This window comes from Coprococcus sp. AM97-35, from assembly GCF_027697525.1.
Classification (GTDB): domain Bacteria; phylum Bacillota; class Clostridia; order Lachnospirales; family Lachnospiraceae; genus Allocoprococcus; species Allocoprococcus comes.
Genome location: NZ_JAQESL010000013.1, coordinates 37,940 through 53,828 on the forward strand (window position 1 = coordinate 37,940; position 15,889 = coordinate 53,828).

Consider the following 15,889-nt stretch of genomic DNA (forward strand, 5'->3'; position numbering starts at 1 on the left):
ACGAGTAAATGTGATAATAGGATGTAGATGAAACAGGTAGGTATATGGAAGAAAAAATGTATCATACAGTGAAAAGTTCAGGAATCATGAATATCGTGGCAGGAGCATTTGCGATCGCAGTTGGGATTTCTGCGCTTATAAGTGGAATACGCCTTTGGCTTGCCCGTACTAAGATTCTTTTCTAAAGAAAGGAAAATAATGGAATGAAGCACATGGCAGAGATAAGAAATGACAACGGAATTTCTACATTATATGTAGACGGTCAACCCTTTCAGGCATTTGCAGGCGAGGTACATAATTCCGCTGCGTATGATCCGGAAAGGATGGAAATAGAAATCTGGGAGAAGATGGAGCAGAGTAATCTGAATACGCTGATTGTGCCGGTGTATTGGGAAACGCTGGAGCCGGAAGAAGGAAAGTTTGATTTCACCCTTGTGGATGCGCTTATAAAGCAGGCGGACAAATATAAAAAGAAATTGATCCTGCTCTGGTTCGGTCTCTGGAAGAACGCAGAGTCCGCTTCCCTGCTTTACGAACGTATGGCTGAAGCAGTTTCCGTGGTATCCGGGTTCCTATCCGTCCGGAGGACCGGTAGAGGATATGCTGTGGGTATGGAAAGCAGCGGCGCCTTCACTTTTTACCATCGGTCCGGACATCTATGTGCCATATGTCTCTGACATCATGAAGACGTACAGCCGGCCGGATAATCCGCTTTTAATCCCCGAAGTGCGGAAAGATGCAGTTACAGCTTCCTATGCCCTTTATGCATTCCTGCATTTTCATGCGTTATGCTATGCGCCTTTTGGAGTGGAAGATCTGTGGGCAGACCAGCCTTCGGATCTTTCGGCAGAAGTGATAGACGCTCTGAAACTGGATCCGCTTTCCTTTAATCTGAGCGGGACTAAAGAGACATTGGGCGAGGTGTACCGGCTACTGGAAGAGATCAGACCGCTGTACTTGAAATACCGTGGGACAGAACATATGAAGTGTTTTCTGAAACAGTCAGATGGAGAGCAGGGATGCTATCTGAAGTTTAAGAACTATGATATAGAAATACAGTATCTCCCGAGGACAGACGGTGCACCGGCAGCCGCAGGAGTCGTCTTTGAACTGGATGAAAATACGTTTCTGATCATAGGAATGATGTGCAGTATCCGTTTCCATACGAAACCCGGGGATCATAGGAGAGTAGACTTTCTCACAAAAGAAGCAGGGACTTTCCATGTTGGTAAATGGGTATGTGAGCAGAGACAGAACGGCGATGAAAAAATCGTATCAGTCTTATATAATATGCCGGGATGTTTTAGAATAGAGACATTTAAATACTAATTTTCTATACTTTAAAGAGAGATATACAGAGGACTGGAGTATGGCAAATTGTTTATTACAGCATTAGATGAAAAATGAAAACCGTCTGGAGATATTGTGTTAATCAGAGATGAGATGGCGGCATATGTAAACGGAGAGGAAGTTCCAATTTTTCCCAGGTAGTTTAATGTTTTATATCGGAAGTGAAAGAAAATGTTGTCTGTGTGACAGTTCGGGATTCTGGTTGCGGAATGGACAAAGAGACTGCAGAGAGCAAAAGTAAGTGTAATTCTAACAAAGCCAGAAAATAGATGCTATGGGAATACAGATTTTTATCTGATTTTGATAGAAAAAATGAATTTGTTAGGCAAAGTGGACGCATGGGATAATCTGATAAGAATTAAATCAGAAAGCATTGTACAGGAATTGATGGGAATGATACTGAAAGAATTTTGTGACAATGACGTAACATCCTCCCCAGTTACTTTGTGACAATTATATAACGTCCTCTATACAGAAATATGCGGTTTTAAGCCATTTTGTGGCAAAAAAGCCGCATATTTTTTGTAGCAATGACTTGACATCCTCGGGACGACTCTGTTTGGAGAGAAGCCTGCCAGATTAAAATGTTATATTTATAATAACACCTCGAAAAACAACCTGAAAACATAGCTTTATTCAGTGGTTAACCTTAAATTTGTTCAGTTAATAGGTAAAAAAATTATGTAACATGCACAACTCAAAACTGTATATGCACAAAAATAGGGCGATTTGTAAAAAATGCTTTACGCTGATAGAGTGATAGAGTATAGTGAGTTTAAACAAATTAATATTTTGAAGGAAGAAGGTAGAATGGATGGTCAGTTAAAAGTAGCAGCTGTTCAAGTTACAGTCGAACAAAATAATATTAAGAAAAATATGGAAAACGTTGAGAAAATGGCAATGAGTCAACAAAATCGATGGAGTTGACCAGAGATTCGAAAAAACCAAAAATAAATTAACAAGTAAGGAGACAATGTATGTCAGAACAGGAAAAGAACATTGAACAAGGTGTTCACAAGCGCCGCACAAGGTACAAGGGAAAATATCCACGAAAATTTGAAGAAAAATACAAAGAATTACAGCCGGAGAAATATCAGGACATGATTGCACATGTCATTCAGAAAGGAAATACACCTGCCGGAATGCACATTTCGATCATGGTGCAGGAAATTCTTGACTTCTTGAAGATCCAGCCGGGAGAGGTGGGATTTGATGCAACGCTTGGCTATGGCGGACATACAAAAGCAATGCTGAAATGTCTGGAAGGAAAGGGGCACATTTACGCGACAGATGTAGATCCGGAAGAATCTGCAAAGACAAAAAAACGTCTGGAAGAACAGGGATTTGGGGAGGATATTTTAACAATCCGTCTTCAGAACTTTTGTACTATCGATGAGATTGCAAAAGAAGTTGGGGGATTTGATTTTATTTTGGCTGATCTGGGTGTGTCTTCCATGCAGATTGACAACCCGAAGAGAGGATTTTCTTTCAAAGTGGACGGACCTCTGGATCTGCGACTGAATCAGGAAAAAGGGATCAGTGCAGCCGAGAGACTGGATACAATTTCAAGAGAAGAACTTGCCGGGATGTTATATGAAAATTCGGATGAGCCGTATTGTGAAGAACTGGCAAAGGCAATCACCGAAGAAATCCGGAAAGGACACCGGATTGATACTACGACAAAGCTACGTCAGGTGATCGAACAGACCTTGTCTTTCCTTCCGGAAAATAAGGAGAAAAAAGATATCATCAGGAAGACCTGTCAGCGGACTTTCCAGGCACTTCGAATTGACGTGAATCATGAATTTGAAGTACTCTATGAATTTATGGAAAAACTGCCGGGCGCTTTGAAACCGGGGGGAAGAGTAGCGATCCTGACGTTCCATTCAGGAGAAGACAAACTGGTGAAGAAAGCTTTAAAAGCAGGATATCGCGAGGGAGTTTATTCCGAATATGCCAAAGATGTAGTCCGACCTTCGGCAGAAGAGTGTGCACAGAATGGGCGTGCAAGATCTACGAAGATGCGCTGGGCTGTGAAGGCGGAGTAAAAGTAAGTGTAGGCTGATTAGAATATTGACAAAACAAAAATCAAGGATCATAATGCGGTGCAGGAAGAAAAGTTTTTGAATGTGTTAAAATCCAGAATGGTAGATGGAATCATTTATGTCAGTTCGGATTATGCGACCAGTAATAAGCTACTTGCAGATTTATCAATCCCAGTTGTATTTATTGACCGTAAGATTGAAAAGAGTGGTAATATGGGAAGTGTGCAGATTGATAATTATCAGGCTATGAAGGAAGTCGCTGAGTATATCAGTAAAAAAGGATGCAATGGATCGGATTGAAAATATTCTTGGATTTAAGAGATTTGAGCGTCACGTTGGATAAAAAAGAAGAGTAGAAAGATGCTGCAAAGTTATCAAAACAGATAACAGAGCTGCATCTTTTGTTATTTGAAAAATGATTAAAATATATAACAGAAAATTATAAGCCGATTTGTACTTTAGTCTACAAATTCAGATGCCGGCGTGATATACTGTATGGAAAAGTTATGAAATATCTGGTATCAAAACGGAAGCAAGGAGGAAAGAAAAAGTATGAACAATTTTTTGCCCCAGAAGAGGGGAATGCAGGTTGTCTGGATCATAGTGGGCTGTCTGATCTACGCAGTTGGTCTGAATGTATTTATTATCCCTATGAATTTATACAGCGGGGGAGCAGTTGGTCTTGCACAGCTGTTAAGTTATGGAGCAGGACAGATCGGGATTAAGGAAATTGCAGGTCTGAACCTGTATGGTATCATTTATTTACTGCTCAACATTCCGATTTTATTTATTGCATGGTTTAAAATCGGAAAGACATTTTTTATAAATACAATCCTTGGAACGGTAGGAATCAGTTTATTTACTTCAATCGTACCAACTCCGGCAACAGCAGTGATTGCTGATCCGGTCATTGGAATCATCATCGGTGGTGTTGTAACCGGAGCCGGAATCGGAATCATGCTGACGGCAAAAGGAAGCGGTGGTGGAATCGAGGTTATCGGTATCTGGATGGCGAAAAAATATGCGGGAATGTCCGTTGGAAAACTGGGAACCATCTTCAATCTGATACTGTATGCCATTTATCTTTTAGTTTTTGATATCTCAACGGTGATTTATTCGGTCGTCTACCTGTTCTTTTACACGGTAACTCTGGACAGGATGCATTTTCAGAACATCAATGTGAGAATGCTGATTTTCACGAAGAAGAAGGGAATCGCAGAGGCAATCATGAAAGAAACCGGACGTGGTGTTACGCAGTGGAATGGTGAAGGTGCATTTACGAGTGAACACAATTATGTTCTGGTGACGATCGTGAATAAATTTGAAGTAGAAGATATCCTGAACATGGTGTATTTACTGGATCCGGAAGCATTTACTACGGTAGATGAAGGGGTTAAGGTGTACGGAAACTTCCAGAAGAGAGTTTAGGAGAGTCAGGAATAAATGTATAAAATACTGATTGTTGAAGACGATAACACGATCGCAAAGCGGCTGGCATCGCATTTGAAAAAGTGGAATTATAAGACAGTATGTGTACGTGATTTCAAAAATGTAATGGAAGAATTTAAAAAGACAGATCCACAGCTTGTAATCCTGGATATCGGGCTTCCGTTTTACAACGGATTCTACTGGTGCCAGGAGATCCGGAAGCTGTCCAATGTGCCGATCATCTTTCTGTCATCGATGAATGACAACATGAATATCGTGATGGCAATGAACATGGGCGGAGATGAGTTTATCGAGAAGCCGTTTGATCTGAATGTAGTGACAGCAAAGGTGCAGGCGGTGCTCAGAAGAGCATATGCACTTCAGGGAACGGCAAATATCATTGAGCATGGAGAAATGCTGCTGAATCTGGGAGATGCATCACTTACAATAGCCGGGCAGAAGATTGAACTCACCAAGAATGAGTTCAAGATCTGTCAGATGTTTTTTGAGAGCGCAGGAAAATTTGTGACCAGAGATGCGATCATGACCAGCCTCTGGGAAAGTGACGAATTCATCGATGATAATACACTTACAGTAAATGTGGCGAGACTTCGGAAAAAGCTGGAGGAAGCCGGAATGCATGATGTGATCCGGACAAAGAAAGGAATCGGGTACATGCTGGTATGACAGAGATTTTAAGGGCATTTTGGAAAGAAAAAAGACCGGAGAGAATAGCGGTTCTTGTTTCGGGCATTCTCTTTGCAGTCATCTTCTGGATCTATGAAATTCCGGTGGAGATTGCAGGATATGCGTTCCTTCTGGTGATTTTATGGAATGTGATCTGGTTTACACTTGTTTTCATACGATATGAAAAAAGACAAAGAATACTGGAAGAAAATCAGGGAAAAATCCGGACAGAGGCAGGAGGATTTCCGGAGGCAGAAAGCCGGGAAAGCGAAATGTACCAGGAATTGATCCGGCAGCTTTACGAAGAGAAAAAAGAGCTGGAATCCTCTGTGCAGATTGAAAAACAGGAGCTGTCTGATTATTACAGCATGTGGGTTCATCAGATCAAGACTCCAATTGCAGCACTCGGTGTCCTGATCCAGAGCGGGGAAGAACTGGAAGAAGTACAGGAAAGCCCGAAAGCACAGGAACTTACCCGAAGCATGAAAATGGAGGTGTTCCGGATTGAACAATATGTGGATATGGTACTCACCTATCTCAGAATGGGTTCCGCAACCTCCGATTACGCCTTCCGGATCTGCAGCCTGGAAGAAATCGTCCGCCAGGCAGTCCGCAAATATTCCCAGATGTTCATCATGACCAGGACAAGACTTCACCTTGAAATCCAGGATCAGAAGATCCTGACCGATGAAAAGTGGCTGACCTTCGTCATCGAACAAATTCTCTCCAATGCAGTTAAATACGCAAGAGGCGGAGAAATATCAATCTACACAGAAGAAAAAACTCTGGTGATCTCCGATAACGGAATTGGCATTGCAGAAGAGGACCTCCCAAGAATCTTCGAAAAAGGCTTTACCGGCTACAATGGAAGAGCGAATAAAAAATCCACTGGAATAGGATTATATCTCTGTAAGACAATCATAGATCGTCTCCATCATACTATCTGGATTGAATCAAAACCAGAAAAAGGAACAAAAGTATATCTAAACTTTGACCGTGAATCCAGACGAATAGAGTAATGGAGTCTATTGGTACAAAAACGAAAAAACTTCCAACAACGGAACAGAACTATGATTTACTTTTGGGTAAGGATCTATCAGTTGCAAAAAGTTTATCCATTTGAACAAAACAGCCGCCAGAAAAAATAAATATGGAAAATTCCATGTTTGTGCAATGGAGATGAAACACAGGAATCATGGAGGCCATTGCCGAACATGATTCCCGTCCTAAGTGGTTCATCGGAATGGTTTGCACAAAGGAATTTGGAATATTTATTTTTTCTGGCGGCGTCTCTTTCACCAAATGAGTCTTTTCCAACCCGATCCTTACAAAAATGTAAGAAACCCCACACAAATTGTCATTTACTTCGATGGAAGGAAATCCCTTACTTTTTTATAATGACTTTATCAAATAAAAAAGAAGGGCAGGTCATAAAAACCATGGCATTACTTGACGTAAAGAACGTAAAAAAGATATACACAACCCGTTTCGGAGGAAATCAGGTAGAGGCGCTGCATAACGTCAGCTTTTCCGTAGAAGCAGGCGAATATGTAGCAATTATGGGAGAAAGCGGAAGTGGCAAAACTACACTTCTGAATATCCTGGCTGCACTTGATAAGCCGACTGGTGGAAATGTTTACTTAAAAGGGAATGATCTCAGCAAGATCCGAGAAAAAGAGATGGCAGCATTCCGGCGGCAGAATCTTGGATTCGTCTTTCAGGATTTCAACCTTTTGGATACACTAACCCTGAAGGATAATATTTTCCTTCCGCTGGTTTTGTCTGGAAAGAAATACACGGAAATGGAGAGTCGGATCGCGCCGATCGCAGAGCAGTTGGGAATCAGTAAGCTTCTGAACAAATATCCATATGAAGTATCCGGTGGACAGAAGCAGAGAGCAGCCATTGCACGTGCTCTGATCACACAACCGCAGCTGATCCTTGCCGATGAACCGAGCGGTGCGCTTGATTCCAGATCGACGGATGAGCTTCTGGGACTCTTTAATGCGATCAACGATAACGGGCAGACGATTGTCATGGTAACGCACAGTGTCAAAGCAGCGAGCACGGCAAAGAGAGTCCTCTTCATCAAGGATGGGGAAGTTTTTCATCAGCTTTACCGTGGCAATCTGACCAGTGACGAGATGTACCAGAAGATCACCGACACCTTGACGGTTCTCACTACAGGAGGTGAGCACCGTGAATAGATCGATTTATACAAAGCTTGCCATTTCCAATCTGAAAAATAACCGGAAGACATATATTCCCTATGTACTGACTGCCATTTTAACGGTGATGATGTATTATATGATGGCGAATCTGGCGGCAAATTCGCCAATGAACCAGGAAGCATTACAGATTATTTTAAGTCTGAGTGTTCATGTAATAGAAACATTTGCACTGATCTTTCTGTTTTACACCAACAGTTTTCTGATCAAAAGAAGGAAAAGAGAAATCGGAGTGTATCATATTCTCGGAATGGGGAAACCGCAGCTTGCGAAAATGCTGGTGATCGAGACGGTTGTAACCGGTGCGGTCAGTATCCTGGGCGGAATCTTTTTCGGAACTGCGCTTGCAAAGCTGATGTATGCACTTTTGAAAAGAATGATTCATTATGACGATAAACTGGCATTTCGGATGTCATGGGAGATTGCCGGAAATACCGTTCTCTTTTTCACACTGATCTTTGCATTGACTCTGATCTATAATCTTTTGCAGATCCGGCTTGCCAATCCAATCGATCTTCTGCATGCGGGAAGTCAGGGCGAGCGCGAGCCAAAAACCAAATGGTTCCTGACTATGGCTGGAATCATTTTCCTTGGAATCGGTTATTACATTGCGATTACGACAAAAGAACCACTTAAGGCGCTTCAACTTTTCTTTGTCGCAGTAATCTGTGTCATTATCGGAACCTATGCGCTTTTTACAGCAGGAAGTATTGCTTTTTTAAAGCTGCTTCGGAAAAACAAAAATTTCTATTATAAAACAAAGCATTTTACATCCGTATCCGGCATGCTTTACCGAATGAAGCAGAATGCAGTCGGGCTGTCAAATATCTGTGTACTCAGTACTATGGTTCTGGTGATCATTTCGTCTACCGTATCTTTGTACATTGGAAAGGAGGATGTCTTAAGAACAAGGTATCCGCAGGAAGTGTATATCACAAATTCGGTATCTGATGATGTGGAAAATAAGAAGCTGCATGACATGGTGGAAAAGATCTGCCGGGATAATCAGGTAGAGATCACAGATGAGAAGAGCTGGCATATGGCAGAGCTTGTTAAGATAAAAAACGGAGAAGAATATACTTCTGCTATGATAAAGGATAATTCGTCATCTGATATAGTGTTTTTTGATGTGATTAGGTTGGCAGATTATAATCAGCTGACAGGCGAAAGGATGGAGCTTGGGGATAAGGAAGCTATTCTTTTTACAAATGGGGAAAATTACGGAAAGGATAAGATCAGGATTGATGAGGAAACATGGATGGTCAAGAAGGAACTGGATACTGCACCTTTTGGAAAGAAGAGTGATTCTAATACAGAAAATGTATATTATATGATCGTCAGTGATGAAAAAGAGTTTATGAAAGATTATCTGGAAAAATACCAGCTCGAGGCAGAGGACAAACCGGTAAAATGGAGGGAGTCATTCAATTTAAGGGGCAGCGAAGATCAGAAGCTGAAAGCTGTCAAAGAGCTGAAAGCACAGGCAGAAAGTGAATTTGAACATACTGGCGTACAGGGAAGATATCTTGAAAAAGAGACTTTCTTTGGTCTGTATGGCGGTGTGTTTTTTATTGGAATGTATCTTGGAAGCCTGTTCCTGATGGCAACGGTGCTGATCATTTATTACAAACAGATTTCCGAAGGCTTTGATGACAGAGAACGCTATCAGATCATGCAGAAGGTAGGAATGAGCAAACGCGAGGTCAAAAGTTCGATACGCAGCCAGATCCTGATGGTATTCTTCCTGCCGCTTGCGATGGCAATCATCCATATTGCAGTTGCATTTCCGGTGATCACAAAGCTTTTAGCCATATTTTATCTGAAAAATACAAAGCTGTTCTTCGGATGCACTGCCGGTACAGTGGGAATCTTTGCCGTCTTTTATGTGATCGTATTTGTGATAACAGCAAAAGAATATTATAAAATCGTTGAATAGAAGAAAAAGACAAAAAGGTGACGAAAGTCATCTTTTTGTCGTATACAGAGGTATTTCTTGCTAAGAACGACCGTTCTGTAGTAGAATACAGATAGACTAATTGAAAAGGATTGCGAGAGTGCAAAGCACGTAGCAATCTGGTATCAAAAGGGTTAAAATACCTTTTGACCTCAACATCATTGAAAAGATAAAATTACAGAAAGCAAGGGATGTATAAATGATAGAAAAAGGGCTGGTATATGGAAGATTTCAGATTCTGCATCTCAAACATGTGGAATATATTCTGGCGGCAAAGATGCGCTGCAAAAGGCTTTATATAGGAATCACTATGTCGGATGATCTGCACGTATCAGGGGGTGAGGAAGACAATTACCGGGTAAGACGGAGCGCTAATCCTCTGACTTATATTGAGCGTTATGAGATGCTTCGTGATACGTTGCTCAGTTTCGGAGTGCCGAGAGAAGAGTTTGAGATCATCCCATTTCCGATTGACAGAGTGGAATATCTGGGGCAGTATCTGCCGGAGGGTGCGGTCTGCTTTATGAGTATCTGTGATGAATGGACTGCGAACAATGAGAAGCGTTTTGAGAAGCTTGGAATTCCGGTGGAAGTTCTCTGGAGAAGGACTAAAGAGGAAAAAGGGGTATCAGGTTCCCAGATCCGGCAGAGGATCCTGGCAGATGAAAAGTGGGATGATCTGGTGCCAAAGACCGTTTTTGATTATGTTCTTTCGCACGGAATTGATGACAGGATCAAGTTTTCAAAATAAAGGAGAAGCTGAAAATGCAGGATTGGGAAAGATTTGGAGAAGAGATCAGACGAACCGTGCAGGATGCTGTAGACTCGCAGGATTACCGGAAGCTGAACCAGACGATCACAGATACGATCAACCGGGCAGTGAATGGTGCGGTAAATGGCGCGGAACAGGGCATGCGTTCTTTTGGAAATGCGTTTGATCAGGCAACGAGAAATATGGGAAGAGGTCCGGGAGGACCGCGTGGAAGATATGGACAGATGGGCGGGACTGACAGATGGGGAAGAACGCCTGGAGGAGGTGTACCTCCGTTTGGAACTTACAGGTGGAGCGGAACGGATGGAAATGGAAGAGCATGGAATCCGGATATGCAGGACTATAAGGCGGAATCACAGGGCAGCAGCCGGTATGGATACAGCAATGCACAGCAGTCACCTGTCTTGTATGGATCGACGACGGGAACAAAGGCAGGCGGAATTGTCATGATCGCAGTAGGCGGAAGCATAGCACTTATATTTCTGATTCTGTTCCTTGCATCTTGTATTGCTTCTTTGCCGGAAAGTCCGGGGGCTTTATGGATCATGCGTGCGGTATTTGGACTGTTTACGGCAGCAAGTGGCATGATCACAGGATGGGGCATTAAGCTTCTGAAACAGGTTGGAAGATTCAAGAACTACAGCCGCAGGATTGCAGGCAGAGAGTATTGCAATATTTCGGAGATCGGAAGCAATTCCGGAAAATCCATAAAATTTGTGACAAAGGATCTGGAAAGAATGATTTCTAAAGGCTGGTTCCGTCAGGGGCACATGGATGGTGAGAAGAAATGCCTGATCCTGTCAAACCGTGCTTACGAAGAATATTTACAGATCGAAACCCGCAGACAGCAGTCGAAAGCGGAAGAGCCGGTAAAGAAAGAAGAGAAGACACAGGAAAATACAAAAGAAAAAGAAGCAAAGAATGAAAAGCTGGCACCGGAGGTGCAGAAGATCATTGACCAGGGGGATGCTTTTATCAGAAAGATCCACGAGTGTAATGAAGCCATTCCGGGAGAAGAGATTTCCGCAAAGATCAGCCGGATGGAGATGCTGGTAGACCGGATCTTCGACCGGGTGGAAGAAAATCCACAGTCAGTTTCGGATATCCGTAAGCTGATGGAATATTATCTTCCGACGACGATCAAGCTTCTGGAAGCATATGAACAGCTTGACAGACAGCCGGTTGATGGAGAAAATATCCAGACTGCAAAACGTGAGATTGAGGCAACGCTCGATACTTTAAATACGGCGTTTGAGAAGCTTTTGGATGACCTGTTTCAGGATACCATGTGGGATGTCTCATCGGATATTTCCGTATTGAATACCATGCTTGCACAGGAAGGTCTGAAAGAGGACGGAATGAAAAAATAAAGTCGCAGGAGGAAGAAGAGTATGAACGATTTTGAAGAATTTAATGTAACACCGGAGCTGACGCTGGATCCGTTCCAGGAAGAAAAAAAAGAGACTCCGCAGATTTATCAGGAGGCAGAACCGGAAACACCGGAGATCGTCCTGACACCGGAAGAAAAGAATATGGTCAGTGCATTTGCAGAAAAAATTGATCTCGCCAATTCTAACATGATTCTTCAGTACGGAGCCGGAACCCAGAAGAAGATCGCAGATTTTTCAGAAAAAGCACTGGAAAATGTAAAAACAAAAGATCTTGGAGAGGTTGGCACACTGTTAAGTGATGTGGTGACAGAACTGAAAGGATTTGATGAGGAAGAGGAAAAAGGATTCCTCGGAATCTTCAAAAAAGGCGGAAACAAGATCCAGGCAATGAAAGCCAAATATGCAAAAGCAGAAACCAATGTAAACAATATTGTCAAAGCACTGGAATCTCACGAAGTGCAGCTTATGAAAGACATTGCGCTTCTGGACAAGATGTATGAAGTGAACCTGACATATTATAAAGAATTGGCCATGTATGTGCTTGCCGGAAAGCAGAAGCTTGCCGAGACAAGAAACGGCGAGCTACAGGAACTGAAGAATAAAGCGATGGCAAGTGGACTTGCTGAGGATGCACAGGCAGCAAAAGATCTGGATTCCAGATGTGAACGTTTTGAGAAAAAACTGCATGATCTGGAACTGACCAAGACAATCGCCATGCAGACCGCACCACAGATCCGTCTGGTACAGGGAAACGACACAATGATGGCAGAAAAAATCCAGTCTACACTCGTCAATACGATCCCACTCTGGAAAAGCCAGATGGTACTCGCCCTTGGTGTAGAACATTCCGCACAGGCAGCCGCAGCCCAGAGAGAGGTCAACGATATGACCAATGAACTCCTGCGCAAGAACGCAGAAAAGCTGAAGATTGCTACTGTAGAGACTGCCAAAGAATCCGAGCGTGGAATCGTAGATATTGAAACCTTAAAAGCAACCAATGAATCGCTGATCGCAACCTTCGATGAAGTCATGCAGATCCAACAGGAAGGCCGCCAGAAACGTCAGCAGGCAGAGGTGGAAATGCAACGCATCGAAGCTGAACTGAAAGCGAAGCTGTTACAGGTTCAGGGGTAAGCGTTTGGTGGATGACATACAGGCCGGAACAAGTAGATTCTGTTTTTTTATGAGGAGAAAGCGGCGAAGAGTCCGTAGGTAAAAAGGTAGCCGGTAATTTTGGATACCGGACTGATTCGCTGAATAATCTTGATGATTATTCGGCTCAGCAGTCCTCTGGATTTCGTGTATGAAACACGAAACCAGATCCAAATTACCGGCTGCCTTTTTACAACGGACCCTAATCGCCGCTTTCTAACATAAAAAAACAGAATCTACTTGTCCCTGCCTTGCTGTATTCCACGGGGGGGGACGCCTGGAGGCTGCCCCCGGTATGGGGTGGGGCGAGTAGAGGAGATGGCAGGTGGTAGGAATAAAGTGCTTAGTGTGAATGCTTATGAAACTAAAAGTTTGCCAGCGCACAGACATAAAGGACTCCGTTTTCTGTAATTAGAAACGGTGCTAGAGTCCGTTAGAAAAAATGCACCAGTAACTCGGATCTGGTTTCGTGCTACAAGCACGAAATCCAGAGGGCTGCTGAGTGGAATAATCATCAGGATTATTCCGCGAATCAGCCCGGTATCCAAATTACTGGTGCATTTTTTCTCTACGGACTCTTCACCATTTCTACCCACAGAAAACGGAGTCCTTTATGTCGTCCCTTTTGTACATTTATTCAATAACAGTTCCGGTTTTACCCTTCAGAGCATCTTTCAGAGTATCAAAAGAAGTAATCAGAGCACTTCTTCCCTCTTTCTTTTCTATGAATCCTACGGATGCCTGGAATTTTGGAAGCATGTTGTAGATTCCGAAGTGTCCTTCATCCATATACTGCTTAGCCTGTTCTACGGAGATATTATCGAGTTCTTCTTCATCTTCTTTTCCGTGGTTTAAGCATACCTTTTCCACACTGGTCAGGATGATGAGTTCATCAGCATCAATCTGTTCAGCAAGCTTGCCGGCAGTAAGATCTTTTTCGATGACTCCGCTGGCACCTTTGAGGTGATTGTTCTGCTGGAGTACCGGGATTCCGCCACCACCGCAGGCGATTACGATATGTCCTGCATCGGTAAGGGTGCGGATGGCATCAACTTCTACGATATCAACCGGGTTTGGAGAAGCAACGACACGGCGGAAGCCCTGACCAGGAACTTCTACTACATAATTGCCCTTTTTACGTTCAGCGGCAGCGTCTTCTGCGTTCATGATACGTCCGACAATCTTGGTTGGTGTATAGAATGCTTCGTCATATGGATCAACAGTTACCTGTGTGATAACGGTGCATACGCTGCGATAGATGCCGCGTCCGATCAGTTCTTCGCGAATCGCATTCTGCAGGTCGTATCCGATGTAACCCTGCGACATAGCAGAGCAGACTGACATCGGAGAAGCGGTATAATCCGGATGATTGGTGCTGAATTCGTTCATAGCAGTATGGATCATACCAACCTGAGGTCCATTACTGTGTGTGATTACTACCTGGTATCCTTCTTCAACAAGATCTGCAATGGAAACTGCAGTTTTTTTAACGGCAACCTTCTGCTCTGGAAGTGTGGTTCCGAGTGCGCGGTGTCCTAATGCAACAACAACTTTTTTCTTCATATTACATCCCTCTGTTTCTCAGAATTTGAATTGTCTGCGTATGAAAAACATATAACGCAGACAACAGCGATAAAAAATATATAAAAATTATAGTATTTTTTTATGGAAATTGCAATCATTAGTTGGCAAAAATGCACAGTATAAAAAGGAATTACTGGTGGGCAGAAGCTAAATGGCACAAGGACGGGGATTTTTAGAAAATATGCTGACAACAAGGGGAGATGTTCATATAATATAATAAGAAGTCCGATGGATGGTGCAGTATGAAAGAGGAACGGATTCGATTTTGCGGATTAAAAGAGCGTGAGGTCATCAACATATGTGACTGCAAGCGGCTCGGGTTTGTTGCAGATCTGCAGATCAATATCTGTTCAGGGTGTGTGGAAGCATTGATCGTACCGGGACCGGGAAGAATCTGTGGATTTCTTGGGTATGATGCGGAGTATATTATTCCGTTTGAGTGTATTCGCAGGATTGGAGAGGATATTATTCTTGTGGAAATTAAAGAGGACAAATGTCTGAAGCCGTGTAAATAAGAATAGTAAAAGAGGAAGAAGAGTGCAGACTGCTCAGTGAAATAAATGAGAACAAGTAAAAAGACAAAGGAGAGAAGAAAAATGACAGCATTTTTTAAAGAAATCGAGCCATTCCGGGGAAACGGAAACGAAAATGAAAAGGGACAGACGCTGGAAGAATTTCTGGAAGAGTATGATCCTTATAAATATAAGAATCCTTGTGTGACAACCGATGCAGTTATATTCTCCTGCAAAAGAAAGGTAGTGGACGGAGAATGGAAAGTTCTGATGGTGAAAAGGCGGAATCATCCGAGCATTGGCTGGTGGGCGCTGCCGGGTGGGTTTATTGAACTTCATGAGAATCTGGAAGATACGGCAAGAAGAGAACTGATCGAAGAGACCGGCGTGGCGGATCTTCCGATGGAGCAGTTTGCAGTCTATGGGAATGTGACCCGTGATCCGAGGGCACGGATTATTACATCGGCATATCTTTCGGTTGTGGATGAAGGGCAGGTAAAGGTGCAGGCTGGTGACGATGCGGCGGATGCAAAGTGGATGCAGCTTCATTGTCAGACAGAATCGGTGAAGGAGGATGGAGATTGGAAGAGAACCATTTATCGACTGGCATTGGAAAATAAAGAAGCAGAGCTTACAATTTCGGCAATCGTTGAAAAAAAGGAAAGAAGTGGACTGGTAAGAGAGACTTATTATAAGGTAAAAGAATCGGACCGGATCGCCTGTGACCATGCGGCACTGATCGTACAGGCATGGAAGCTGGTGGAAAGCCGGCTTATATAGCTTTTT

At 43.0% G+C, this 15,889-nt stretch carries 16 protein-coding genes; 15 read left to right on the top strand and 1 reads right to left on the bottom strand.

The window, feature by feature from the left end; all coding sequences use genetic code 11:
* The first annotated feature begins 44 nt into the window (after positions 1-44).
* From PG840_RS10585 to PG840_RS10645, 13 genes are all read left to right on the top strand, one after another.
* Complete coding sequence (locus PG840_RS10585) at positions 45-185, top strand: hypothetical protein (RefSeq protein ID WP_006859593.1); 141 nt, start codon at positions 45-47, stop codon at positions 183-185.
* 27 nt (positions 186-212) lie between these two features.
* Positions 213-677, top strand: a complete 465-nt coding sequence (locus tag PG840_RS10590; protein WP_015520311.1) for a beta-galactosidase — start codon at positions 213-215, stop codon at positions 675-677.
* Positions 601-1,329 (top strand): DUF5597 domain-containing protein, encoded by a 729-nt coding sequence (locus PG840_RS10595; protein ID WP_242655666.1) that lies wholly within the window; start codon positions 601-603, stop codon positions 1,327-1,329. Before PG840_RS10590 ends, PG840_RS10595 begins: the two co-directional genes overlap by 77 nt.
* A 998-nt stretch (positions 1,330-2,327) precedes the next feature.
* The gene (gene rsmH, locus PG840_RS10600) at positions 2,328-3,398 is read left to right on the top strand and encodes a 16S rRNA (cytosine(1402)-N(4))-methyltransferase RsmH (protein WP_117824261.1); all 1,071 of its coding nucleotides are present in this window, start codon (positions 2,328-2,330) and stop codon (positions 3,396-3,398) included.
* A gap of 39 nt (positions 3,399-3,437) precedes the next feature.
* Positions 3,438-3,695, top strand: coding sequence for a hypothetical protein (locus PG840_RS10605; protein ID WP_256171008.1), 258 nt, complete (start codon positions 3,438-3,440; stop codon positions 3,693-3,695).
* A gap of 252 nt (positions 3,696-3,947) precedes the next feature.
* Positions 3,948-4,823, top strand: coding sequence for a YitT family protein (locus PG840_RS10610; protein WP_022220447.1), 876 nt, complete (start codon positions 3,948-3,950; stop codon positions 4,821-4,823).
* 15 nt (positions 4,824-4,838) lie between these two features.
* Entirely contained in the window at positions 4,839-5,510 is a 672-nt protein-coding gene (locus tag PG840_RS10615; RefSeq protein WP_270205841.1) for a response regulator transcription factor, read from the top strand.
* A complete protein-coding gene (locus PG840_RS10620) occupies positions 5,507-6,529 on the top strand; it encodes a sensor histidine kinase (protein WP_117824263.1) in 1,023 nt (340 codons plus the stop codon). The genes PG840_RS10615 and PG840_RS10620 overlap by 4 nt, the downstream gene beginning before the upstream one ends.
* Before the next feature lie 420 nt (positions 6,530-6,949).
* A complete protein-coding gene (locus tag PG840_RS10625) occupies positions 6,950-7,717 on the top strand; it encodes an ABC transporter ATP-binding protein (protein WP_270205842.1) in 768 nt (255 codons plus the stop codon).
* The gene (locus tag PG840_RS10630; RefSeq protein ID WP_117557152.1) at positions 7,710-9,674 is read left to right on the top strand and encodes an ABC transporter permease; all 1,965 of its coding nucleotides are present in this window, start codon (positions 7,710-7,712) and stop codon (positions 9,672-9,674) included. The genes PG840_RS10625 and PG840_RS10630 overlap by 8 nt, the downstream gene beginning before the upstream one ends.
* 217 nt (positions 9,675-9,891) lie before the next feature.
* A complete protein-coding gene (locus PG840_RS10635) occupies positions 9,892-10,443 on the top strand; it encodes a hypothetical protein (protein WP_055156041.1) in 552 nt (183 codons plus the stop codon).
* 14 nt (positions 10,444-10,457) lie between these two features.
* Positions 10,458-11,834 (top strand): 5-bromo-4-chloroindolyl phosphate hydrolysis family protein, encoded by a 1,377-nt coding sequence (locus PG840_RS10640; protein ID WP_242999970.1) that lies wholly within the window; start codon positions 10,458-10,460, stop codon positions 11,832-11,834.
* Between the two features lie 21 nt (positions 11,835-11,855).
* On the top strand, positions 11,856-12,989 hold the full coding sequence (locus PG840_RS10645) for a toxic anion resistance protein (protein WP_055262143.1): 1,134 nt from the start codon (positions 11,856-11,858) through the stop codon (positions 12,987-12,989).
* A gap of 651 nt (positions 12,990-13,640) precedes the next feature.
* Here the strand turns inward: PG840_RS10645 and arcC are convergent.
* Positions 13,641-14,570 (bottom strand): carbamate kinase, encoded by a 930-nt coding sequence (gene arcC / locus PG840_RS10650; RefSeq protein WP_117557150.1) that lies wholly within the window; start codon positions 14,568-14,570, stop codon positions 13,641-13,643.
* A gap of 278 nt (positions 14,571-14,848) precedes the next feature.
* Between arcC and PG840_RS10655 the strand changes: the two genes are divergently transcribed.
* Together PG840_RS10655 and PG840_RS10660 are read left to right on the top strand one after the other, a co-directional pair.
* The gene (locus tag PG840_RS10655; RefSeq protein WP_055156107.1) at positions 14,849-15,106 is read left to right on the top strand and encodes a PRC-barrel domain-containing protein; all 258 of its coding nucleotides are present in this window, start codon (positions 14,849-14,851) and stop codon (positions 15,104-15,106) included.
* Between the two features lie 81 nt (positions 15,107-15,187).
* Positions 15,188-15,883: an NUDIX hydrolase gene (locus tag PG840_RS10660; protein WP_270205843.1), complete on the top strand. Its 696-nt coding sequence runs from the start codon at positions 15,188-15,190 to the stop codon at positions 15,881-15,883.
* Positions 15,884-15,889: the final 6 nt, after the last annotated feature.

Excerpts from the sequence above, each read along its gene's own strand:
- PG840_RS10585 (WP_006859593.1), top strand. The coding sequence starts at position 45 with ATGGAAGAAAAAATGTATCATACAGTGAAAAGTTCAGGAATCATGAAT.
- PG840_RS10590 (WP_015520311.1), top strand. The coding sequence starts at position 213 with ATGGCAGAGATAAGAAATGACAACGGAATTTCTACATTATATGTAGAC.
- PG840_RS10595 (WP_242655666.1), top strand. The coding sequence starts at position 601 with ATGCTGTGGGTATGGAAAGCAGCGGCGCCTTCACTTTTTACCATCGGT.
- rsmH (WP_117824261.1), top strand. The coding sequence starts at position 2,328 with ATGTCAGAACAGGAAAAGAACATTGAACAAGGTGTTCACAAGCGCCGC.
- PG840_RS10610 (WP_022220447.1), top strand. The coding sequence starts at position 3,948 with ATGAACAATTTTTTGCCCCAGAAGAGGGGAATGCAGGTTGTCTGGATC.
- PG840_RS10615 (WP_270205841.1), top strand. The coding sequence starts at position 4,839 with ATGTATAAAATACTGATTGTTGAAGACGATAACACGATCGCAAAGCGG.
- PG840_RS10620 (WP_117824263.1), top strand. The coding sequence starts at position 5,507 with ATGACAGAGATTTTAAGGGCATTTTGGAAAGAAAAAAGACCGGAGAGA.
- PG840_RS10625 (WP_270205842.1), top strand. The coding sequence starts at position 6,950 with ATGGCATTACTTGACGTAAAGAACGTAAAAAAGATATACACAACCCGT.
- PG840_RS10635 (WP_055156041.1), top strand. The coding sequence starts at position 9,892 with ATGATAGAAAAAGGGCTGGTATATGGAAGATTTCAGATTCTGCATCTC.
- PG840_RS10640 (WP_242999970.1), top strand. The coding sequence starts at position 10,458 with ATGCAGGATTGGGAAAGATTTGGAGAAGAGATCAGACGAACCGTGCAG.
- PG840_RS10645 (WP_055262143.1), top strand. The coding sequence starts at position 11,856 with ATGAACGATTTTGAAGAATTTAATGTAACACCGGAGCTGACGCTGGAT.
- arcC (WP_117557150.1), bottom strand. The coding sequence starts at position 14,570 with ATGAAGAAAAAAGTTGTTGTTGCATTAGGACACCGCGCACTCGGAACC.
- PG840_RS10660 (WP_270205843.1), top strand. The coding sequence starts at position 15,188 with ATGACAGCATTTTTTAAAGAAATCGAGCCATTCCGGGGAAACGGAAAC.